Below are 22778 nucleotides of genomic sequence, written 5' to 3' on the forward strand. Positions count from 1 at the left end.
GATGACTATGACTGAAGGTCCCCTGAGCGGCAAGGTCGTTCTGGTCACCGGCGGCGGGCGCGGCATCGGCCGCAGCCACTGTCTCGAACTCAGCCGTCGGGGCGCCGCCGTCGTCGTCAACGATCCCGGCGTCGGTAAAGACGGGGCGGCCGGCGAGGGCGGAGGTCCGGCCACCGACGTCGTCGCAGAGATCGAGGCGTCCGGTGGTAGAGCCGTCGCGCATACGGGTTCGGTCTCAGCATGGGACGACGTAGCCAGCATGATCGCCACCGCGGTGGATACCTTCGGTTCCCTGACCGGTGTGGTCAACAATGCGGGCATCCTGCGGGACTCCACGGTGGCAACCTGCACCGAGGCCGACTGGGATGCGGTGATCTCGGTTCACCTCAAGGGCACCTTCGCGGTGACAAAGCACGCATGCGAGTTTTGGCGGGCGCAATTCAAGGCGGGCAACCACATCGATGCGCACATCGTTAACACCGTGTCCGGCGCAGGGTTGTGGGGAAACGTCGGTCAGAGTGCTTACGGCGCCGCTAAGGCCGCCATAGCAAACCTGACCGTGGTCACTGCGATGGAAGCGCAACGCTACGGGGTCTCGGTCAACGCGATCTCTCCGCTGGCGATGTCGCGGATGACTGAGGACGTGTTCAGCAGCCGCAGCGAGGACCCCGCGCTGGACCCTGCCCGCAGCTCTAGTGTGGTGGCCTGGCTGCAATCCGGCCAGTCTTCCTGGCTGACCGGTCAGATCCTTCGCATCAACGGGGACAAACTGACCCGCATCAAGGGATTCTCCGAGGAAGTGGGCGCCTACCACGCCAAAGACGGTGTTTCACTGCAGTTTTCGGAGATAGGTCAGGCTGTCAGTTGGTTGTTCGGCACGGCGCCTCGAGGACTGGCGGGACCACTGCCGGTGGCGTAGCGCCGCTGGGGCCGACTACTGGTTACAACGTGGCAGGTTGGGCTATAGTGTCAGTATAGTTAACTGTTTAGCGGATTGGTCCCGAGCGTGAAATTAACCGTATCCATGGAGGGGAGCCGGGTTGTCCGCCACGGTTGAGAGTGGGCCCATCGGCCGCCAAAACGAATATGTCTCTCAGGTAGACACCTACCGCCAGGAATTCCGCGCGTGGCTCCGGGACTTGGAGTGGGCCGACGAGTGGCGCTCAGCGCACTTCGACACCTCAGACGACGAGCTCGCCTACCACGCCACAGTGATGGCGCGGCTGTTCGACGCCGGCTGGAACCGTTACGGCTGGCCCGCCGAGGTGGGCGGACTCGGCGGTACCGAACTTCACCGCGCCGCCTACTACGACGAGCTGGCCGCGGCCATGCTGCCGGTCCCAGAACAACATTGGACGCTTGAGGTGATCGGGCCCGCGACCAACCACTTCGCGCCACAGCTGGCTGCCGAGCACCTGCCGAACTACCTGAGTGGGGGCGAATGGTGGGGCCAGTGCTTCTCCGAGCCGGAGTCCGGGAGCGACCTGGCCGGTCTGCGTTGTCGGGCCACCGACGACGGCACCGGCGGCTTTGTACTCAACGGGCAGAAGATCTGGACCAGTCAGGGGCCGACGGCCAAGCGTTTCATGGTGCTGGCCCGAACCGGATCGGCGGACAGCAGGCATCGTGGCCTCAGCACAATGCTGGTGGACGCCGACGCGCCCGGCGTCACGGTTCGCCCGATTGCCCTGGCCAGTGGCCGCAGGGAACTTGCCGAGGTTTTTTTCGACGACGTCCGTGTCCCACACGACAGGCTCATCGGTGACGTCAACGGTGGCTGGGGCGTAGTCATGTATCTGATGCAGTACGAGCGAGGCATGTACGGATACGCGATGACGACCACGGCACTGACCCAGCTGGGTCAGCTGCGTGACGACATGGCCGTGTACGGCGCATCCGCCGACATTCGAGAGCGATTCACTCGGCTCTATCTGGCGGTGATCGCTGCTCAGGCGCGCGGCGCGATCACGGTTCGGGACCTGGCCCAGGGCCAGATGGTCGGCCCTGAGAGCAGCATCGACAAGCTGCTGTTCGCCAAAGCCGAGAAGGACATCAACGATCTCAACTTGGACGTGCGACGCAACTGGATGATCGCCGGGACCGGACCTCAGGGGCCCGAGAAATTGAACGGAGCCCGGGCGAAGTGGTGGTACACCCGTGCGGCGACGATCATGGGTGGCAGCGCCGAGGTTCAGCGCGGAATCATCGCTGACCACTTGCTGGGCCTCCCCAAGGAGAAGCGATGACTGACACCGCCGTCGACGAATCGTGGCCGATGATCGAGGAGGCCGTCTTTCGGGTCTTCGATGAATTGGCCGCCCGAAATCCAGCTGGGCACGCTCCAATCGGTCCACCACTCGACGCACTGGGCTGGGCGGACATCGAGACTGAGTATCCGATAGCGGCCTACGAGTTGCTCTTCCGCGCACAGGGGCGATCCCTGGCCCAGACCGATTGCCTGGACAGGGTGATGCTGGCCGAGCTCGCCGCCATTCTGCCCGACCCCGCAGACGGCATCGTGTACCCGAATCTGGTCGATGGCTGCCAGCCCGGTTCGCGTGCGGGCACGGTCACCGGTGTCGTCATCGGGCCGCTCACCCTCGGAGTACCGAGACGTCTGGTCGTGCCGGTAGCCGGGCCGATGGGCACAGTGTTAGTGGGTACGGTCGACGCCGGCACACTCACCGGTACGCGGCTGAACACCTTCGACCCCACGTCCCAGTGGACCAGCGTCGAAGGTCCGCTTGCCGGTCCTCTCGTGGACGCCACGGCCGAATGGAGTCGTGCAATTGCGGCGGGACACCGGGCGTTGGCCACCGAATTGGTCGCCCAGGCAGACAGGGCGCTGCAGATCGCCGTCGAGCAGGTCACGAGCCGGCACCAATTCGGTTCAGCCATCGGGTCATTCCAATCGCCGCGGCATTTGCTGGCTGAGGCTAAGGCCCAACTTGAAGGTGCACGGGCCCTGCTCGCCGGGGCGTGGCAAAGCGGCGGGCGACTGCCCGCTCTCGCGGCCAAGGCCGCGGCCGGACGAGCGCATCGGGCGGTGTCGGACGCCGCAATGCAGGTGTGCGGCGCAATCGGTTTGACCCTCGAACATGACCTGCATAGGTACGTCATGCGCGGCTTTCAGATCGACTCGCTGTGCGGCTCCTACCAAGACCTCGAGGCACGCATCGCAGATCAACTTTTCAACGACTACTCCCCTGGAAGCGCGCTAAGCGCGATCGCCGCCTGGCCGGATTAAGGAAGGAAACGATGCGCCGCAACATCTTCGAAGAGGTCCATGAGGATTTCCGCTCAACCGCGCGAACGTTCTTCGAACGCGAATGTGTTCCGAATACCGAGAAGTGGGAGAAGGACGGCAAGGTCAGTCGCGAAGCCTGGCTCGCCGCCGGAGCCGCCGGGTTGATTGGTTGGGAATTCGACGAGAAGTACGGCGGTCTCGGCGTGACGGACTTCCGGTTCAACCAGATCATCTCCGAGGAGATGTTCGCCACCGGTGCCGTGGGTATCGGCCTGGGCGTCCAGAACGACATCCTGATGCCCTATCTGCAGAACCTCACCACCGACGAGCAAAAAGAGCGATGGTTGCCGAAGTTCGTCAGCGGCGAGTACATCGGTTCGATTGCGATGTCTGAACCCGGCGCGGGGTCGGACCTGGCCGGTATCAGAACATCAGCGCGGGACTGCGGCGATCACTGGGTTGTCAACGGGTCCAAGACGTTCATCAGCAACGGACTTCAGTCCAAGCTGATCCTGACCGCAGTGAAGACTGATCCATCCGAAGGCCACAAGGGTATGAGCCTGCTGATGATCGAAGACGGCATGGAAGGCTTCACTCGCGGTCGCAAACTTGACAAAATCGGCCAGTATTCCGCCGATACCGCGGAGCTGTCCTTCGAGGATGTCAAAGTGCCCAAGGAAAACCTGGTCGGTGAACTCAACCGGGGCTTTTATCACCTGGTCAGCAACCTTGCCAGCGAGCGTGTCGGCGTGGCCTGCTACGCGCTGCCCGCAGCACGAAAGGCTTTGGACCTCACCAAGGCGTACGCGTTGGAACGCAAAGCTTTTGGACAACCGATCGGCAAATTCCAGGTCAACCGGCACTTCCTCGCAGAGATGCAGACCAAGCTCGATGCCGCCCAGACCTACTTGGATCAGTGCGTACTGTCAATCAATGACGGGACCCTCAGCGACCAGGACGCCGCAGGCCTGAAGTGGTGGACCTCGGAAGTGCAGTGGGAGATCATCGACCGGTGCCTGCAAATGCACGGTGGTTACGGCTACATCAATGAATACGAAATCGCCCGTTTGTGGCGAGATTCCCGCGTGCAGCGCCTCTATGCCGGCACCACCGAGATAATGAAGGACCTCATGGGCCGGGCAATGGGATACTGACGATGCAATTGTCCACCTCGAGGTCACCGGAACACCGCCCGCGGCGCGGCGTCGATTAACCTTCCCGATGCGGGGTGTATCGGATTCGTCGATTTGGAGGTCGCCATGGAGGTCATCAGTCTTCGCGAGCCGAAGATGGCAGATCGCGTGGCCACCGTTTTGCGGCGCATGTTCATCCGCGGTGAGCTCCCCGAGGGGACCATGCTTCCCCCGGAATCAGAACTCATGGAGCGTTTCGGAGTGTCGCGGCCAACGTTGCGAGAAGCCTTCCGCGTGCTGGAGTCAGAATCCCTCATCGAGGTTCAGCGCGGTGTTCGGGGCGGCGCCCGAGTCACCCGGCCCCGTCGCGAAACCCTGGCGCGATATGCAGGACTGATCCTGGAATACGAGGGCGTGAAGGTCAAGGACGTCTATGACGCCCGGGCGGCGCTGGAGGTCCCGATGGTGGAGCAATTGGCGCGCAAGCGGGATCCCAAGGCGATAGCCGAACTCGAGGAGATAGTCGACCGCGAGTCGCAGCTACGGCCCGGCGACGCCGCGGTGGACCAACTGTCGGATTTTCACGCCGCCATCGCGCGCTTGTCGGGAAATGACACCTTGCAGATCGTGAGCAACATGCTGCACCACATCATCGAGAAGGCGAACCGCTCGTTGCAACCCACTGCGGGTGCCCGTGCAGAACTGGCTGTGCGACGGTCGGCCAAGACCCACCGTATGGTGCTGGACATGATCAAGGCAGGCGACGCCGAGAAGGCGGGCGAGCTCTGGGAACGCCACCTACGCAAGGCGGAGGAATTCGTCCTCACTGGTTCTGAGATGTCAACTGTCGTAGATCTCTTGGAATGATGGTGTGCGCGGGGGCCTGTCGCGGTGTCCGAATCCCTAGCCCGCCACCCAACCGTGCGCAGCAACCAGGCGATAGGGAGTGAGCAAGGATGAATACAGGTAGTCGCCCAAAAATCGTCGGGGTACCGGAACGACAATATGAATTGCTGCCGATGGCCGAAGACCGGGCTGTCGGCTGGGATGCGTTGCGCGACATCGGCCCGGTCGTGTTGATGAATGGCTCGTACTACCTGACCCGCCGAGACGATGTTCTCCAGGCATTGCGTGACCCAGTTCTGTTCTCCTCGAAGAGGGCATTCGACATGCTCGGCAGTCCGCTTCCACTTGTGCCACTCGCCTATGACCCTCCCGAGCACACCCGCATCCGGCGCATTCTGCAGCCGTTCTTCGCACCGAACGTCCTCGCCCAGATACTTCCGTCGTTGCAGCAGCAGGCCATCGCCATCGTCGACGGCGTCACCGCACATGGGCGATGCGAGGCAGTGGCAGATATCGCCATCCCCTACCCCTCACAGGTGTTTCTGACACTTTTCGGTCTTCCGCTCGAAGATCGTGATCGCCTCATCAGCTGGAAGAACGCCATCATCGCCATGGCGGATCGACCGGACCTGGAGGGGGCCGACCTCACTTCCGCGCTGGAACTCTTCGGCTACCTCACCGAGGCGATCGTCGGCAAGCGTGCCGATCCCAGCGACGACATCCTCTCAGCACTTCTCACCGGAGAGGATGCGCTCGACGACGCCGAGGCGATCGGATTGTGTTACCTGTTCGTGCTCGCAGGGCTGGACACCGTCACCTCGGCAATAGCCTCAGCCCTGCTCGCGCTGGCGCGGGATCCGCAGTTGCGGCAACGACTCATCGCTGAACCGGAGCAGACGAGAGTATTTGTCGAGGAGATTATCCGCCTGGAGCCGCCGGCACCCGTGGTCCCCCGAGTCACCGCGGCCGACGTGACGATCGGTGGCATCACATTGCCGGAGGGCACTCCGGTGCGACTGTGCATCGCCGCGATCAACCGGGATGAAGCCGACGAGTTCTCGACCGATTCCATGGTGATCGACGGGAAGATACACCGACACTGGGGATTCGGCGGGGGTCCACACCGGTGCCTGGGTTCTCACCTGGCCCGTCTTGAACTGAGCCTTATCATTACGGAATGGCTGAAGCGTGTACCGGAGTTCCGCGTCGAAGACGGCTTTCAGCCACGAATCGAGTTCCCCGCGCCGACATTCACACTTGCCCGGCTGCCGTTGGTGCTCGGGGCGTCGTGAAGTGCTGACCGTCACTGCGAGTCGGGATTTGTCAGGCGACGAGGAAGTAATGGGGTGAGTGGTGGCCAAGAAGGCCCCGGCCGTTCGTGCCCCACTGGACCGCGCGCGCATCTCTAGCACCGCTAGGGCGATGATCGATGAGGTCGGCGTCGAGAAATTGACCATGCGTGCCGTGGCGGCGCGACTCGACGTCTCGGCGATGGCGCTGTATCACCACGTCGAAGACAAGGACGAACTGCTCCGCCTGGTCGGCGACGACATCCTGGGGCGCATCGCTCTGCCTGAACCGGATTCCGGTGACTGGCGAGATCTGTTCACGTCGGTGTCGATGGCCGCCGTCGATGCACTACTCGAAGTTCCCGGGCTGAGTTCGGTCCTTCTGTCGTCGAAACTTTTGCCCAACGCCCGGGAGTTGGTGAAGTTCTGCATCTACCAATTCGAGCGAAGCGGTCTGAGTCCGCAAGCTGCACAGGAAGTGTATGCAGGGGTTCAGACGCTCGTACTCGGGAGACTCCTGATCGAGGAAAATACAAACTTCCGGGTAAGCCCGACGCCGCACCCGGATGACGAAATCCGTGACTACATCACCACGCTGCGTTCTCGGACCAGCTTCTACGGCGCACTGGGCGCGTTAGTCGATCGCCACACAACACGCTAGATCAGGATCGCTCGCAGGTCGGCCTTGCGAATTTTGCCCGCCGCGGTCCGGGGGAAGTCCGTCGGGTGTGCCCGGACTTCTTCGGGCCACTTGTACTTAGCGATACCCGACGCGGCCAGATGCTGTTGGATCTGCGGAATGGTGGGCACCTCGCATCCGGGTGCAGGCCGCACAAACGCGCAGGCGTGCTCGCCCGTCCGCGAATCCGGCGCTGCCACGACCGCTATATCGGCGATCTGCGCCATGGAGATGAGCGCCGCCTCGAGTTCCGCCGCGCTGATGTTCATTCCGGCTCGAATGATGATGTCCTTCTTGCGGTCGACGATAGTCAGGTAGCCCTCATCGTCGACACGACCGATGTCTCCGGTGCGGTACCAACCATCGACGAAAGCGTCGTTGTTGAGCACCGGGTCGGTATACCCGCTGAAGAGATCAGGTCCACGGGTCAGCAGCTCGCCGGCTTCGCCCGCCCCCAACGGCGCGCCGTCGGAATCCACAACGCGCACCTCCACGCCCGCAGCGATTTTTCCGTCACTGTTGGCGCGGCGCTCCAGACTGTCGCCGACAACGCCCAGAGAAATGCTCGGATGTTCGGTGCAGCCGTACCCGCGCATTGCGATGATGCCCAGTGCGTCGGCTCTACGCACCAGTTCGGGCTTCACCGCGGCGCCACCAAGCGAGGCGGCCTTGATCAGGGCGTGATGAGCGGGCGTGCAGTGCGGATCATCTAGCAACGATGCCAAGAACAGCGGCGCACCCGTGCCGGCGGACAAGGATTCAGCAATCATCAGTGAGAGGACTCGGGAGGAGTCCCAGTAGTCCAGAAGATGGATCTCGTGCTTCAACAGCGGTGGAACCAGCACCGAGACCAGCATGCCGGTGACGTGCGCAACGGGCGACGTACTCGCCAAACGGTGCGACAGACCGCTCATCATCGGCGACATGTGCCATCGCGTCTCGGCGCAGATCGCGCGATGACTCAGCAGCACACCCTTAGGGGAACCCGTTGTGCCAGAGGTCCATCCGATTACGGCGGGGGCTGCCGGATCAATAGTCGCGAGACGATCTATGGGTTCCGCATCGGTCAGATCCTCGAATGCGACAACGCCCCTCGGAACAGGTAGTTCCCCGACGGCGATCACGTGCTCCACCGGACCGTCTACGAGTGCGTCAAATGGGAAGCCCGGCTCGCGCCAGTTGCCTACGATCAATGCTCGGGCACCCGACTCCCGCAGTGCGTGGCGCAGCTCGCTGGTGCCCGCCGTGTGACCGATCGGGACCAGAACAGCACCCATCATCGCCAGACCGTAAAAAGCGGCGGCGGCTTCTGCACTATTGGGAAGCTGGAAGGCAACTGGGTCACCTGCGCCAAGACCACGTCGGCGAAGTCCCGCGGCGAGGCGACGGGCCAGCTTGGAGACGTCCGAAACTGTTCCGCACCAGGGCCGTTCACGGGAGTGCACCTGGAATCGTTGCCCGGCCGAGGAAGCCAGAGCGCCGCTTAGCACCGATGCGAGGGACTGACCATCCCACCAACCCGCGCGATGGTACCGATCGGTCAGCTCCGTCGAAACGCTCGCGGCTACCCACGTCCTAGTCAAGGCAACTCCCGCTGGTGATCGCGCCGATCCGACAGTGACATGATATCGGCGTCCACGCTGCCTCGGCGGACTCTTTTCTGGATATACCGTCGAGGGCGCCCTCATGTCGGCCCGCTCGTGCGGAGGCGCTTTGCAGACCCCAGAGATGTCATCGCTGACGCGAGCGATCCCCACGCGCACCTGATCGCCGGCGAGTTATACGGTGTCTCGTGACGGCTTTACTCCGGGCCGACGAAGTAGTTACGACAATGAAGCGCGACATTTTTGAGCCCGAGCACACCGAGTTCCGTGCCACCGCCCGAGCATTCTTCGAGAAGGAATGCGCGCCGCATGCCGACGATTGGGAGCGTGCCGGAATCGTCGACCGATCGGTCTGGCTGAAGGCCGGCGCCACGGGGCTCCTTGGCTGGGAGGCGCCTGAGGAGTTCGGTGGTCAGGGCATCACCGACTTCCGATTCAACGCCATCATGAACGAGGAGTACTACGCCACGGGCAGCGCCGGGGTCCAGTTCGGGCTCCAGAACGACATCATGGCCTCGTATCTGGTGCATATGACCAACGATGAGCAGAAGCAGCGCTGGCTGCCCGGATTCGTCTCCGGCGAGATCATCACAGCGCTGGCGATGTCCGAACCCGGCGCGGGATCGGATCTCGCCTCGATCAGGACCACCGCCGTGCGGGACGGAGACGAATACGTCGTCAACGGCTCAAAAACCTTCATCAGCAGCGGCATCCTGGCCGATCTGGTGGTGACGGCCGTCAAGACCGACCCTGCCGCCGGCCATAAGGGCATCAGCCTCCTCGCCGTTGACGCAAACACCCCCGGGTTCAGCAAGGGCCGCAAGCTCGACAAGATCGGGCAGAAATCGGCCGACACCGCCGAGCTGTCCTACACCGACGTGCGGGTTCCGGCCTCCAATCTCATCGGAGAGGAGAACCGCGGCTTCTACCACCTGATGCGCAATCTTCCCGCCGAGCGTCTCGGCATCGCGATCCACGCAGTCGCCCAGGCTCGCCGGGCTGTCGAGCTCACCAAATCGTATGCATTGGAACGCAAAGCCTTTGGTCAACCGATCGGTACGTTTCAGGTTAATCGCCACGCCATCGCCGACATGAGCGTCCTCCTCGACGTCATGCAGGTGTACGTCGACCGCTGCATCGTCGGCGTCAACGACGGCACCCTGACCGCCGAAGATGCTGCCGGCGCCAAGCTTTGGACCACCGAGCAGCAGTGGCAGATTATCGACCGGTGCCTGCAGTTACACGGTGGCTACGGGTACATCAACGAGTACGAGATCGCCAGACTGTGGCGGGACGCTCGAATCCAGCGCATCTACGGCGGCACCAGCGAAATCATGCTGGATCTGATCGGACGCAAGATGGGGTTTTAAAAGCAGCGTTCGCAGGCCTTGTACAAGCAACGTTACCGTTGTATCGTGTTTTTAGACCATGCTGGTATATATACTCACCACAACGGGCGGACTCGTTCGTCTCTGGCTCGATAACCCCAGGAAGGCCTCCCCCATATGGCACTCATCCAAGACACGGTAGGTACGTTGCCCTACCTGATCACCGATCTCGATCAGCATTCCTACGAGGCGGAGGACTGCTTCACCCGCTTCATGCCGAAAGCCAAGCTGGACACCGCGATCCGGCCTATCGTCGCCCCCAGCGGCCAGAAGATTCTGCTGGCCAACGACCGCGTCGTCACCGCATTCGAGACCGATCTGGACAACGCGTACGTCCCGGGTTCGCTGGTCGAGATGCTCAAACAGCGCGCATCCGGTGATGCCTCGGATGCCGAGCGCTTCTTCGAGCCGATGCAGACGGAGTATCTGGACAAGGACGCCAGGGTGGTCCAGCTCAGGGAGCAGCAGATCGAGAAGTCGATCATGTACCCCGGCGGCTGGGCGTTGTTCGCCGAGGAGTTCGTCGACGGGGTAGACCCGCTCTACGACAACCTGGAGGCGTTCAACAAATGGATTGCCGAGGACTGGGGCTTTGGCTACAAAGACACCATCTACGCCCCGGCGATGCTGTCGTTGCGGGATCTCGACAGGTCAGTGGCCGAACTCGAGCGGGTCTTGAACGCAGGCGCGAAGTTCATCGTCCTGCCCGCAGGTCCGGTATACGGCCGCAGCCCGGGCGACCCATACTTCGACCCGTTCTGGTCGCGAATCAATGAGGCGAGAGCCGTTGTCTGCTATCACATCACCGAGTTTCACTACCAAGCCAATGTCGCCTCGCAGTGGGGTTGGAAGCTTGCCCCGCCGTTCCAGTTCTCAGCCTGGCAGTGGCAGAACACCTACGGCGAGCGGCCCATCACCGACACATTGTCTGCGTTGATCTACGACAACGTTTTTGGTCGCTTTCCGAACATTCGGATACTCGTCAGCGAGTTTGGCGCGTCCTGGATCCCGCACTTCATCGGACATATGGATAAGAGTCGCGGCATGGCCCGACTCGGTCCATGGTTGGGTGGTCCGCTGAAGGAGCGTCCGAGCGCGATCTTCAAGGAACATGTGAGGGTGGTGCCCTACCCCGAGGACAACACCGTTGCGCTGGTCGACCAGCTCGGCGGCACCGAGTCACTTGTGGTTGGATCCGACTGGCCGCACGCCGAGGGTCTGCGCGAGCCCGCTGAAATGTTCCTGCGCGTCGCCGATCTCGGCGATGAGCGGCGTAAGCAATTCATGCGCGACAATGCAATGGCGCTGTTCAACGACTGACATCGGTCGAGCAGGGCAACGCAGCCAGTCCCCTCACGGTAAGGCGAGGCGCATGTCAGCAGACACGATCGAGCCCGTCCAACGCGGACGTCAGCGTGACCCGTCGGTGGAGCGGCGGGTGGTCCGGGCCGCCACGGAGGAGCTGGCCGAAAAGGGATTCGAGGCGTTCAGCGTTCGCAGCGTCGCACGACGCTCCGGCGTGTCGAGGCCGAGCTTGCTCCTGCGGTGGCCAGACCGGGACAGCCTCATCATCGAGACATTGGCCAGCATCTCGGAATGGCCCGTGACCGACCCGGGTGGTGGCCTTCGCGAGGAACTGACGACCCTCGTCGCGCGAATGGTGGATCTGCTCGACCCAACCACCATGGCCATTCAGCTGCGCCTGATCGCCGACGCGTCCAAGCACCCGGAGTTGTTCGCCGCGTTTCAGCACAAAGTCATGTCGAGCGCCTGGCACCAGCTGGCGACTCTGTTGGAACGAGCGGTCGACCGTGGAGAACTCCCCAGGGGCATCGACTGCAGGTGGGCGGCCGACGCGCTCGTCGGAGTGGTCTTCCTCCGGACGATCGCTTCACCGGAGCTCAAACCCCTTTCGGCAGCTGCCCAGAGCCGTCTTATCGACTCGATGATCTCCACCGTCGGGGCCGGTTGTCGTGCGGATCCGACCTGCTAGCGGCCGGCAGCGTGGTCGGTGAAGCTAGTGCACCAGCCAGGCGGTTGCGACAAGGACCGCTGCGAGGCTGGCTCCCCACGCCTCGCAGAGAGCCCGCATTTTGATCGGTGCGGACCTGAGTTCCATGAAGTCCAGCATCACCCACCGGACCTTGACGAAGGCCAGCACTACGACCTGCGTCCAGATGATCGGTCCTCTCTCGTTCAACGCGCCGGCGCCGTCGCCCACGGTCAACCAGAACGAGACCACCGTCACGACCAGCAACAGGGCAAAAGAAACCGTTACCCGCTGATAGACCAATTCACGCATGACTCGACCCCTCCGGTCCGACAACTATGGGTAGCACGATCCGCATCCGCTCCACCATGTCCACTCACATGCCGAGCCGCCGTCGCGGTCGGGCCAGACCATAGTTGACAAGTGTGTCGAGTGCCACCTAGCGTTACAAATCGCATGGCGACACACCTCCGGGGCGCGTGTCGTCATAGGACTCACCACTGAGCGAACCGAAGGACATCATGGGCAAGTTGGACGGCCGAGTTGCTTTCATCACCGGCGCGGGCCGCGGCCAGGGCCGGGCGCACGCGATCCGCCTGGCCGAAGAAGGCGCGGACATCATCGCCGTGGACATCTGCGCCGACCTGCCGACAGTTCCCTACCCTCTCGCGTCGCTCGACGACCTGGAGCACACCGCCAAACTCGCAGGCGAGTACGGCACACGAGTGGTCACCAAAGTCGCCGACGTGCGCGATATCAAAGCGCTCCGGAAAGCCTTTAATGACGGTGTGGCCGAACTCGGTGGTCGCATCGACATCGTGGTGGCCAACGCCGGCATCATGCACTTCGGCGATACCGACGAGAATCACGAAGACGACGATGCATCGTGGGAGTTGGCTGTTGCCGTCCTTCTCACCGGAGTCCGCAACACCATCAAGATTGCACGGCAGCCGCTTATCGACGGTGGACGCGGCGGTTCGATCATCATCACCAGTTCGGCGGCCGGCCTGAAGGGCATGTCCGACGGCAACGGTGGGCCCGACGGCTATGTCGCCTCCAAACACGGAATTGTCGGACTTATGCGCTCCTACGCCAACATCCTTGCCCCGCACAGCATCCGGGTGAACACGATTCACCCGACCGGCGTGATGACCCCCATGATCATGAACGAGTCCTTCATAACGTGGGCGACGACGCATCCGGAGATCGCAGACCGTATGCAGAATCCGATGCCGGTTCCCGCACTTGACCCCATGGATGTAGCCCACACCGTTGCCTTCTTGGCATCGGACGAAGCGAAGTACATCACCGGTGTCGCATTGCCCGTCGACGCCGGCTTCAACGTTCGCCTGTGACAACCGCTGGTTCGTCGCTCTAGACAGCGAGGACGTTCTTGCCGCCGACAACCTTGCGCATCACGATGTAGTCACCCTTGTAGCCACGGTGGTCGTAACGGGCGAACGAAATGTGGTTGCCCGGGCCCCCGGCCGCCGCATCCAGCCGTCGCAGGGTCTCCAGGCTGCGTCGCAAGCCATCTCGCGAGTGCGGTTTCGCCGTCGCCAGCCCATGGGCCACGACGTTCCCCATGTCATAGCCCTGAGCCAGGTAACAATGAACCGGCCGGCGGCCGAAGCGCTTCTCGAACCTGTCCAGCAGGTCGGTGAAGACGCGGTTTCGTTCATCGAACTGGTCGACACCGACCCAGCCCTCGAAGTTGTCGATCAATCCCGCATAGGGGCTCAGACCTTCGATGGTCCCCATGAAAATCGACATCGTGATCCGCGCAGCGTCATAGCCGTCGGCGGACTCCTTCTGGGAAGCTCCGAGGATGGCGAAGGCATTGGCTCCGAAACCTACGTACATGTAGGCATCGGCGCCCGCCTCACGCATACTTCGCACTGCCGCAGCCGCCGCGTCCTGGTCGATGAACGACCCGACTCGCACCTCGGCGACGATCGTCGCGCCGCGCACGCCTGCGCGCTTTTTCAGGTAATTCGCGTATTCATCACCCAGCAGATTGTCTTCGCGGATGATGCCAATCTTGTGGGCTCCGCAGACGTCGACCGCATGGTCGACCATCAGCATCGCCTCATCGCTGAAAGTTCCGTTGGGAGTCAGAAACGTCCACGGTCCAGCCAGGTTCAATGAGCCCGACTGCGCGATGTGGGGAATGCCCACTTCCTCGACGTAAGGAGTGACCACCGGTACGTTCTCGGAAGTGTGCGGACCGATGATGGCGATTGGCGCGAACTCTCGCACCACCCGATCAAGGGCCTCCAAAAGCGTGGAGGACCGACTGTAGGGCAAGCCTTCGACCTCGAACACCCTCAGCTCTACCGGCCGGTCTATCAGACCGCTTTCGTGAGCTTCGTCGAACGCCAGCTGCGTCGCGTCGTACTGGTCGTAGAGCGGTTGCAGCCCAACTCCCCAGTCCTGCACGATGGCGACTCGGTGCGGCTCGCGAACTCCCGACGTGGCTTTGGCCAACGTGCGCGAAATTCCATCGGGGTGATCGACCACATGCCACTCCATCGTCGGCGGGAATCGTTTAGACGGTAGAAATTCTCGACGCACTTGTCAAGTACGCCATATCGTGCCACCGGTACCTACCAGGCAACGGCTTTGGCGTCGATTCGCCCGATCACTCCTTGTTTCCGCAAGCCGCGATACTCGTCCTCGGACAGCCCGACCTGGGTCATCCACACCTCGTCGTCGTGCTCCCCGAGCATCGGGGCGGGGCCGGGTTGCACAGCACCGGGGATCGACGACCAGCGCACCGCCATCCCGGCGTGGGTATTGGTGCCCGTCTTGGGGTGTTGGACTTCTTCGAAGAATCGCCGATGCTGGATCTGCTCAAGTTCGGGGACGAGATGTCCGAGCACGACCTCGCCGACGGGTACCCCGATCTCGATCATCGCTTGAGTAACGATGTCGACGGTGGAGCTCGAGGTCCACTCCATGATCGCGGCATCTATCTCGTCGTGGTGCCGCTGGCGTTCGACTAAACCCCAGTCCGCCCAGTCGGTCCGTTCGATCGTTACACAAAGCGCGCGCCACCCCGCGTCGTCAATGACCGAAATCCCCACCCAACGCCGGTCTCCGAGACCGAGCCTATCGACTTCGGATGTCGGATAAATACCCTGGGGTGCAACGGTATTCGATCTATTACCAATTCGAGCAACGTCAACGCCGTAGGCGCTCTCTTCGATGACCACGTCGGCCGCCACGCTCAACGCCGCCGAAATCATTGGCGCCTCCACCAGCACACCTTCGCCTCCCGCAGCCACCTGCTCTAGCGCAAGGATCAGCCCAAGCGTCGCGTGACTACCCGCGATCGGATCACATGGCCCATTTGGAATCTCCGGAGTCGAATCCGGCCAACCCGTGGACCAGGCCATACCTGACGCCATCTCCATCGTCTGGGCATAGCCACCCCGGTCCCGCCACGGCCCGTCAAGCCCGTAAGCAGGCATGCGCACCATCACCGCGCGCGGGTTGATGTCGTGCACCTGCTCCCACCCCAACCCCCATGACTCCATCACGTGTGGGCTGTAGTTCTCGATGACCACGTCACAGGTTTTGATGAGCCTGCGGGCCAGATCGCGTCCCGCATCGGTACTCATATCCACGGTGACCGAACGCTTCCCGGTGTTAGTTCCGGCGAAGATGCCGGAAAACTCGGGCCAATCGGGGTCGCTCATCGGCTTACTGGTGTTGTTGCGGATCGCGTCCGGGCGCTTGCCACCCTCGACGTGGATTACTTCAGCGCCCAGCATCGCCAAGAGGTGCCCGACGATGGGGCCGGCCCAGTTGGCCGTGAAGTCTGCGACCCGAAGCCCCGCGAAGGGCATTTCTCGCTTGGGTGCTGACTCCCCCACTGACCAGTCGGGCAAATCGGCAGTACCCACTCCGGGAGCACTGCCCCGCCTAGGTGACTCCGATCCGCGAATTCGCCACGGCACCGCCGGCTGCAGGAACCCTCCCGAATCATTTGTCTCGAAGGCCTGCCGCTGGACTAAGTGGTCCAGGTGCGGAAGGGTCCGACCGGTACCGATACTCGCCGCTGGAACCCGGAGGAGGTCGGCGATCTCCAATATTTCCTCGGTCGTCCGCTCGGCTGTCCAGGCGTCGATGGCACCCATCAGCTCGTGTCGACGCATGAACCGCTTGGCCATGAGCCCGAGTTCCGCATCCTCCATCCAGTCGCTGCGATCCACCAGTGAACAGAAGTCGAGCCACTGCTGACCAGTCACCACCATGAAGCCGACGAAGCCATCCTTGGTGGGGTGGATATCCGGCAGGTTCCGAGCCCGCATCGGACGCATCGGACGGCCGGCGACCGTGTAGCAGGACACCGGGTGAACGGTCGTGGTGAGAATGAGCGACTCCAGAATCGACACGTCGAGCAGTTCCGCTCCGCCGCCGTACAGAGCCGCCGCCGTATGCACCGCTGCGAACATCCCCGCAGTCCACTCGGGTAGCCGGCCACCGGCGATCAGCGGAGGGCGCTCTGGAGCGCCGCGCTGGCCTGGACCACCCGACATCGCCTGCAGGGTGAGACCCGTCGCAGGCCGATCAGCCCAGGGTCCGGACAGCCCGAAGTTGGTGATGGCGGTCACGACTGCCCGGGGATTGACCGACCGCAGGCGTTCGGGGGGCAGTGCGCGGGCAATCTCGGAGTGGGGTGACCAGATGATCACGTCGGCGGCGCCCAACGTCTCGGTCAGTTCGTCGACGTGCGCCACGACCGATGTCGAACCGGCGGCGAGAAACTGAAAGAGCGCGCCGTCTGACTCCCTTAGGCCGCTGTGCGACCAACGCCGAAGCGGATCGCCCTCCGGATCCTCAATTCGCAGTACCTGCGCACCACCGTCGGCCAACAGACGGGTGCAGTAGCCGCCCGCCAGGTCCCCGGCCAGGCTCACCACCTTGGCCGTCGCCACCGTCATTCCCGTCACCAGCAGCACTCCCCTTCGACATCGCGTAGCCGCCAGATCGGCCCTTGCGCCGTTGACAAAAGCGACGGTATTGTCGAATTTAGCCCATTGCGCCGTGCGCCTCAAGAGGCGGCTCAGTCGAATGAGCCAGGAACAGCTACCGGAGGAATCGTGCTCAAACTCTTCAGCGTCGACGATCACATCGTCGAGCCGGCCGACGTCTGGACCAAGCGCCTGCCTAAGAAGTTTCAGGAGAAGGGTCCGCACGTCGTCGAAGCGGACGGCCGTCAATTTTGGGTCTATGAGGATCAGCGCTCAGCCACGATGGGGCTCAATGCCGTCGCCGGCAAGGATCCCGCGGACTGGGGCACCGACCCCGTGCGATTCACCGATCTGATACCGGGTTGCTACGAAGCGGCCGCCCGCGCTGATGACTTCCGCGCCGACGGCATCGTCGGAAGTGTTCTCTTCCCGTCACTTCCCGGTTTCGGTGGCCGGGTGTTCTTCCAGATGAAGGACAAGGAACTCGCCGATCTGTGCGTGCGTGCCTACAACGACTTCGTCATCGACGAATGGTGCGCGGCCGCACCGGACATCTTCGTACCCACCATCATCCTGCAACTCTGGGACCCCGAGCTGGCAGCGGCGGAACTTCGTCGCTGTGCTGCACGCGGCGCGCGAGCGGTTTCGTTTCCCGAGAATCCGAGCTACCTCAAGGTGCCGTCCCTACACACTGATCACTGGGACCCCGTGTTTCACGCCTTCGAGGAGACCGGTGCCGTTTGTTCCATGCATCTCGGCTCCAGCGGCCACATCCCGATTCCAACACCGGATTCACATTTCAGTGTCGCCATCACCGCAGCACCCGCCGTGGTGGGCATCGAAACCCTGACCGACATGTTGTTCGGCACGCTGCCGCGGCGCTTCCCCAATGTGCGGTTCGTGATGACCGAGGGTGGAATCGGCTATGTGCCGTACTTGCTCGAGCGCGCAGACTTCGTGTGGGGTAAACATCAGTACTGGGCTCCCTTCGGCGATATCAAGCCCTCTGAGCTGTTTCACCGGCAGTTCGCAGTGTGCGCGGTGAACGAGGCTTTCGGTCTGAGCAAGGAGGCTGTCGAACTGATCGGCATCGACAACATCCTTTGGGAGTCCGATTACCCGCATTCCGAGACCACATGGCCGTCAAGCCAGACCGAGGCGGCGAAGTTGCTCGGCCACCTGGACGCTGAGCAGATCGACAAGATCACCTACAAGAACGCCGAACGCATCTTCAACTTCCCGGTGTCCAAGGAAGGCGCGGCCAACGCCAGTCAATTTCGCCTGCACAACGAGGTGGCCAACGGTGAGCGTCCCCAGGCGATCAAGGCGACGCCGATCGTCATCTCCACCGACGAAGCAGAACTGCCCGACATAACCAAGATCATCGCGGGCACCGCCAGCGCCAGTTAGCGGGAGACCAGATGGCTAGGTACAGCTAGGGCCGCCCGGGTCGCTACCTCTTGGCCAACGGCGGCTGGGTCCGCTGGCCACGCAAACGTGCCTCAACACGTCCCAGCGCCGCGAGCCTATCTTCCTGCGCCGCTATCTCCTCGAGGTCCGGTGTGGCGGCGCCCTTCAGCTCCGCGATGAGTTCTCGAGCGCGGATCTGCTCGCGGTAGAGGCGTGCATCGGCTTCCTGGAAGGTGATGAGATCCATCTCTTCAGCCAGCGGATCGTGCTCGGGAGCAAGATCGTCACTCGAACTCATTGGCATTCGCCTTTCATCAGAGCGTTGCGTCGCGCCATGACGACGATACCGTCGACTTCCGGGTAGTCGCCAGTGCTGTCAGATGATCGCTAGGGCGACAACTCCGCCCTGACTTCCTCGCTGTGCTCACCCGGTGCGGGTGCATGCCGGCGGACGGTGTATCGCTGGCCGTCCACGACGGCTGCTGACCCGACATAGGAGATGGCACCTGCAACAGGGTGCGTGCCCTCGACAAAGACGTTCCTGCCGGCGATGTGCGGATCTGCCGCCACCTCATCGACGGTCTGATGCGCTGCGCCGAGGGCGAATCCGTGTTCCGCCGCCAAGGTCAACCACTCATCCAGAGACTTGCTGGCGATCACCTCCGCGACGATACGGCGCTCGGCTTCATCACCCCAGTCCACTGAGTCGTTGGTCGTGTCTGCCTGCCTGCCGATGAGATCCTGGCGGCCGGCGGCCGCTGCCCACCTATCCCAAAATCGTTGCTCGATGCACGCGAAAAGGACGACACGGTGATCTGCGGTTTCATAGAACTGATAGCGCGAACCCGTCATCTCGCCATCCGAACGGGCTGCCATCCCGGATCTGTCCGTGATCCGATCGGCGTTGCGCTGCAATACGATCGGCAGCCATGCCGTCATTGCGGTTGCATCTGAAGCGGCAACGTCGATGTAGGCGCCAACGCCGCTTGCCCTGGCTCGCACGAGAGCCGCCACCGCCTGAAGCGCCGCATGCAGTGCCCCTACACTCGTAGCTTCGCCACCCAGGTTGGCCCCGTCCTCGGGGAACGTGCCCCGATGCAGCAAGCCGTCATCACCGCGCTCCACTGCGTGCGCACCAACGAGCGCATTCATCAACATGCCGTGCGTCGGGATGTTGGAATAGGGTCCACTGGCTCCGAAGCCGGTGTGCTGCACGTACACGATCGCCGGTTTGCGTGCCCGCATCGCGTCCGGCCCGATGCCCAGGCGCTCACAGACGCCGGGCCGGTTTCCGTCTACGAATATCTCGGCGGTGTCGATCAGTCGCCAAAACGTTTCGCGGTCCTCGTCATCAGTCAGATCGAGCAGTACCGAGCGCTTGTTGCGATTCACCTGCGCGTGGGCCACGCTGACGCCGGGGACGATCTGCCCCAGAAAGTAGCGTATGTAGTCACCCGCCGGCGGTGACTCGACTTTGATGACATCGGCGCCAAGATCGCCGAGCAACATACCGACCGTGTCGCCATTGAGCAGCACCGCCGACTCGACCACTCGCACACCGTCGAGAAGGTTCGCCATCTGAAAATCTCCCGTTCCGAGTTGTCAAGACGCACTCACCGCAGGCTCAAGCCGGTGCCCGTCCTTCGATGTTGAGGTACACCGAAGACCGGCGCCAGCATGTGGCCGGGTGGTGCCGCGATCACACCGGGGATCGCGTTGACGAAAGCTGCGACCGAAGTCCACGATTGCGAGTCCATCCAAAATTCGCCGCCGGGGTCGTCGACATGCCCGCCGAACCGCCTTCGGCCCGCGAACGAGAGTCCCCTTGCGTAGCGGATCTGCAGAGACGGCGTCCCCTCGATCGTGACGATCCAGTCGTTGTCGGCCTCCCATCCCGGGATCTCCAGGTCGCAGACCCACCGGCAGGTGACGGTGACAAACGGCTCACCGTCGATCATGCCCGCCCACGAGAACTCGGTGCCTGCCACCGTCCCTGGCGGCACGGGCGCGCGCACTCCGATCAACTCGCGCTCTGTGACGGCGAAGCGCGCGTCCACGACTACCTCGTCGAGACGCTGGCCAAGCTGTGCAGCGACCGCATAGGGCGTCTGTCGGTACATGTGGTCGAACATCGCCGTAATTTGGTCGCGCGGGAAGTCGTCGGGCTTGGCTCCGAATCCGAGGAGGGGGTAGACATGCGGATCAAGGTCGGTGCAATCCATACGCTCCAGCACGTCGACGTGAGCGACTTCGAGTGTGTGTCCCGCCAGCGTGGTCGCCAATCGCTCGGCCACGAATCCTGGTGAGGAGCCGAGCGCCAGGACCGTCGATGAGCCCCGACGGCATGCCTGCTCGACATCACCCGCATAGTCGTCGCTGATGCCAGCCGGGTAGAAGTAGTCGTGCGCAAGTAGCAGATTCTTTCCACCGCTGAGCAGGCGCATGGCGTCTTCGTGACTCTGGGTGGGATCAAGTGCCACCAGGGGGGTGAAGATGACGACGTCAGCTTCCATCCGATCAATTACTCCGCGGTCGCGGGTGACAGTGACGCCGTTGGGTGCCAGGCCCACGAGCTCACCGATATCTCGGCCGTCCTTGTCCTCGGAAAAGGCGAACACCCCTACGACTTCGAACTCGTCGGGCCGCTGCAGAAGCACTCTCAGGACAAACCCGCCCAACCGGCCGGGTCCCCAGATGATGACGCGGATGCGATCAGCCACCGTTCCGCACGCTTCCGACGACGTTGCGCGACGGCAACAGTGGCAGCTCGAGTGCGCTGATAAGACCACTCTTCGCGGCTGGCAACGCCGGGATGAGGTTGACCAGACGCATCGCAGTTCCGCTCACCGAACCCCAGATGTCACCTCGGCGGCCAAGGTCGAGATCGCACCTCATATTCGGGTTGCCCGTGATCATCACGCGGTAATTGGATTCGCCCACCCCGTCGAATGTCGGCCAGCGCGGCGCGACCTCAGCGGCCATCCGAGTGATGTGTTCGGCGGTGATGACGGCCCGGCCATCCACCCTGCCCTCGCAGGCGACCCGCAGGGCCACAACTGTGCCGGCCTCCATCAGCCCGACCGAGGTCTTCAGATCTGCGTGGTGAATGGCGCGGTCGGACGTAACAACGAGCTCTTGCAGTTTTATGCCCATCCGATCGGCGAGCTGCTGCACCATCGGCCCCCAGAACGCCTCGAATGCCCCGCCGGTGGTGATCGGCGCCTCATAGGTCAGCGGGTGACCGAAGCCCATGATCCCCCGTATCACGGGCTCGACGTCGTAGTGGTCGTAGATGCCTATCTCCTGAATATGTACGTGCTCTACTTCATCCGACATCGTCAGCAGCGCCAGAGGCAGCACATCGCTGGAGAATCCAGGATCAAGTCCGGTTGACAGGAAGGTCGCCCCGCCACGGGAAGCGGCCGCTGCCAACGGTTCCCGCAGCGGCGCAGGACCCGCGGGCGGATACAGCATGGCGAGCAGAGAGATGGTGATGACGTCGATTCCCCGCTCGAGCGCCCGCCCGATCTCGGCGACTACCTCGGCTTCCCTTCCAAGCCCGTTGGCGCAGTAGCTGAGCACGTCGGGATCAGCCTGAAGGACTTCGTCAAGGGACGCCATTGCGGGCACGCCGACGGAGTCGTGCCCGACGAGTTCCCCTGCGTCGCGGCCCACCTTGTCCGCCGATGACACCCACAACCCGACCAGCTCAAGTTGGGGGTGATTAATGATGCCGCGCAGCGCTTCTTGACCCGTCGCGCCGGTACCTACGTGAGCTACCCGAATCTTCTTCATTGCGGCCCCTCTCCCTGACGTCAGCCGTTCGCCGGACCCGCGGCACCGCCAAATGGATTCAACTGCAGTGGATTACGCGCCGTTGACGACTACGGGACAGTCAGGCTGGCCGGTCCGGCGAGCCACCGAAGAGCCATCAGGGGCAGGATCGTGGTCAACAGAAACGTGATGTTGACCGTGACGATCCACGAAACCAGGATGGCAAACTGCCCCGGGCGCCGTCGAAGGACTCGCCGGGCCAGAATCTCGAAAACGTCCTCGCCGTCCGCGTTCCGCCATCTCAAGGCCATGATCGCCAGTGCCATGAACGGCACCTGCTCCAGCACCGGCCACACCAACGGGAAGCGGCCCTCGCCCACGGCAATCGTCGGGCCGAAGGCAAACTGGTAATGCCACCAACCGAATCCGTGCGCTGCGC

20 protein-coding genes and 1 pseudogene are annotated in these 22778 nt (G+C 62.9%); 12 read left to right on the top strand and 9 right to left on the bottom strand.

Going from position 1 to position 22778, the window contains the following annotated elements; genetic code table 11:
* Positions 1–7 precede the first annotated feature (7 nt).
* The 7 genes and pseudogenes from ACR2JI_RS17425 to ACR2JI_RS17455 all read left to right on the top strand — a co-directional run.
* Positions 8–703: pseudogene (locus tag ACR2JI_RS17425) on the top strand (SDR family NAD(P)-dependent oxidoreductase); the annotation flags it as partial.
* A gap of 337 nt (positions 704–1040) precedes the next feature.
* Positions 1041–2246 (top strand): acyl-CoA dehydrogenase family protein, encoded by a 1206-nt coding sequence (locus tag ACR2JI_RS17430; protein WP_526392252.1) that lies wholly within the window; start codon positions 1041–1043, stop codon positions 2244–2246.
* The gene (locus ACR2JI_RS17435) at positions 2243–3247 is read left to right on the top strand and encodes an acyl-CoA dehydrogenase family protein (RefSeq protein ID WP_526392254.1); all 1005 of its coding nucleotides are present in this window, start codon (positions 2243–2245) and stop codon (positions 3245–3247) included. Before ACR2JI_RS17430 ends, ACR2JI_RS17435 begins: the two co-directional genes overlap by 4 nt.
* 11 nt (positions 3248–3258) lie before the next feature.
* Positions 3259–4401: an acyl-CoA dehydrogenase family protein gene (locus ACR2JI_RS17440; protein ID WP_526392256.1), complete on the top strand. Its 1143-nt coding sequence runs from the start codon at positions 3259–3261 to the stop codon at positions 4399–4401.
* Positions 4402–4506: 105 nt separating this feature from the next.
* Entirely contained in the window at positions 4507–5247 is a 741-nt protein-coding gene (locus tag ACR2JI_RS17445; protein WP_526392258.1) for a FadR/GntR family transcriptional regulator, read from the top strand.
* Between the two features lie 89 nt (positions 5248–5336).
* Positions 5337–6518 (top strand): cytochrome P450, encoded by a 1182-nt coding sequence (locus tag ACR2JI_RS17450; RefSeq protein ID WP_526392260.1) that lies wholly within the window; start codon positions 5337–5339, stop codon positions 6516–6518.
* Positions 6519–6579: 61 nt separating this feature from the next.
* Entirely contained in the window at positions 6580–7176 is a 597-nt protein-coding gene (locus tag ACR2JI_RS17455) for a TetR/AcrR family transcriptional regulator (protein ID WP_526392262.1), read from the top strand.
* Here ACR2JI_RS17455 and ACR2JI_RS17460 read toward each other — a convergent pair.
* Positions 7173–8882, bottom strand: a complete 1710-nt coding sequence (locus ACR2JI_RS17460; protein WP_526392264.1) for an AMP-binding protein — start codon at positions 8880–8882, stop codon at positions 7173–7175. The two genes, ACR2JI_RS17455 and ACR2JI_RS17460, sit on opposite strands and share 4 nt — an antisense overlap.
* 143 nt (positions 8883–9025) lie before the next feature.
* On the opposite strand from ACR2JI_RS17460, the gene ACR2JI_RS17465 reads away from it, so the two are divergent.
* From ACR2JI_RS17465 to ACR2JI_RS17475, 3 genes are all read left to right on the top strand, one after another.
* A complete protein-coding gene (locus tag ACR2JI_RS17465) occupies positions 9026–10168 on the top strand; it encodes an acyl-CoA dehydrogenase family protein (RefSeq protein WP_526392266.1) in 1143 nt (380 codons plus the stop codon).
* A gap of 135 nt (positions 10169–10303) precedes the next feature.
* A complete protein-coding gene (locus tag ACR2JI_RS17470) occupies positions 10304–11506 on the top strand; it encodes an amidohydrolase family protein (protein ID WP_526392268.1) in 1203 nt (400 codons plus the stop codon).
* A 52-nt stretch (positions 11507–11558) separates the two neighbouring features.
* A complete protein-coding gene (locus tag ACR2JI_RS17475; RefSeq protein WP_526392270.1) occupies positions 11559–12179 on the top strand; it encodes a TetR/AcrR family transcriptional regulator in 621 nt (206 codons plus the stop codon).
* A 24-nt stretch (positions 12180–12203) separates the two neighbouring features.
* On the opposite strand, the gene ACR2JI_RS17480 is transcribed toward ACR2JI_RS17475, so the two are convergent.
* Positions 12204–12488 (bottom strand): cytochrome C oxidase subunit IV family protein, encoded by a 285-nt coding sequence (locus tag ACR2JI_RS17480; RefSeq protein ID WP_526392272.1) that lies wholly within the window; start codon positions 12486–12488, stop codon positions 12204–12206.
* Positions 12489–12697: 209 nt separating this feature from the next.
* Between ACR2JI_RS17480 and ACR2JI_RS17485 the strand changes: the two genes are divergently transcribed.
* Positions 12698–13531: a mycofactocin-coupled SDR family oxidoreductase gene (locus ACR2JI_RS17485; protein WP_526392274.1), complete on the top strand. Its 834-nt coding sequence runs from the start codon at positions 12698–12700 to the stop codon at positions 13529–13531.
* Between the two features lie 19 nt (positions 13532–13550).
* Here the strand turns inward: ACR2JI_RS17485 and ACR2JI_RS17490 are convergent, their stop codons facing one another.
* A complete protein-coding gene (locus tag ACR2JI_RS17490; RefSeq protein ID WP_526392276.1) occupies positions 13551–14708 on the bottom strand; it encodes an ABC transporter substrate-binding protein in 1158 nt (385 codons plus the stop codon).
* A 74-nt stretch (positions 14709–14782) separates the two neighbouring features.
* A complete protein-coding gene (locus ACR2JI_RS17495) occupies positions 14783–17125 on the bottom strand; it encodes a CaiB/BaiF CoA-transferase family protein (RefSeq protein ID WP_526392294.1) in 2343 nt (780 codons plus the stop codon).
* A 159-nt stretch (positions 17126–17284) separates the two neighbouring features.
* Here ACR2JI_RS17495 and ACR2JI_RS17500 point away from each other — a divergent pair, with 159 nt between their 5' ends.
* Positions 17285–18565 carry an amidohydrolase family protein gene (locus ACR2JI_RS17500; RefSeq protein WP_526392278.1) on the top strand — a complete coding sequence of 427 codons (1281 nt, stop codon included), beginning with the start codon at positions 17285–17287 and terminating at the stop codon, positions 18563–18565.
* Between the two features lie 43 nt (positions 18566–18608).
* Here ACR2JI_RS17500 and ACR2JI_RS17505 read toward each other — a convergent pair whose 3' ends face one another.
* From ACR2JI_RS17505 to ACR2JI_RS17525, 5 genes are all read right to left on the bottom strand, one after another.
* Positions 18609–18863, bottom strand: a complete 255-nt coding sequence (locus ACR2JI_RS17505) for a hypothetical protein (protein WP_526392280.1) — start codon at positions 18861–18863, stop codon at positions 18609–18611.
* 89 nt (positions 18864–18952) lie between these two features.
* Positions 18953–20143, bottom strand: coding sequence for a CaiB/BaiF CoA transferase family protein (locus ACR2JI_RS17510; protein ID WP_526392282.1), 1191 nt, complete (start codon positions 20141–20143; stop codon positions 18953–18955).
* Between the two features lie 35 nt (positions 20144–20178).
* Positions 20179–21285, bottom strand: coding sequence for a hypothetical protein (locus ACR2JI_RS17515; RefSeq protein ID WP_526392284.1), 1107 nt, complete (start codon positions 21283–21285; stop codon positions 20179–20181).
* Positions 21278–22360 carry an NAD(P)H-dependent amine dehydrogenase family protein gene (locus ACR2JI_RS17520; protein WP_526392286.1) on the bottom strand — a complete coding sequence of 361 codons (1083 nt, stop codon included), beginning with the start codon at positions 22358–22360 and terminating at the stop codon, positions 21278–21280. The genes ACR2JI_RS17515 and ACR2JI_RS17520 overlap by 8 nt, the downstream gene beginning before the upstream one ends.
* Before the next feature lie 89 nt (positions 22361–22449).
* Positions 22450–22778 (bottom strand): hypothetical protein (locus ACR2JI_RS17525; RefSeq protein ID WP_526392288.1); only part of this gene is annotated, 329 nt, incomplete at its 5' end.

It is taken from the genome of Mycobacterium sp. (assembly GCF_051006775.1).
GTDB lineage: Bacteria > Actinomycetota > Actinomycetes > Mycobacteriales > Mycobacteriaceae > Mycobacterium.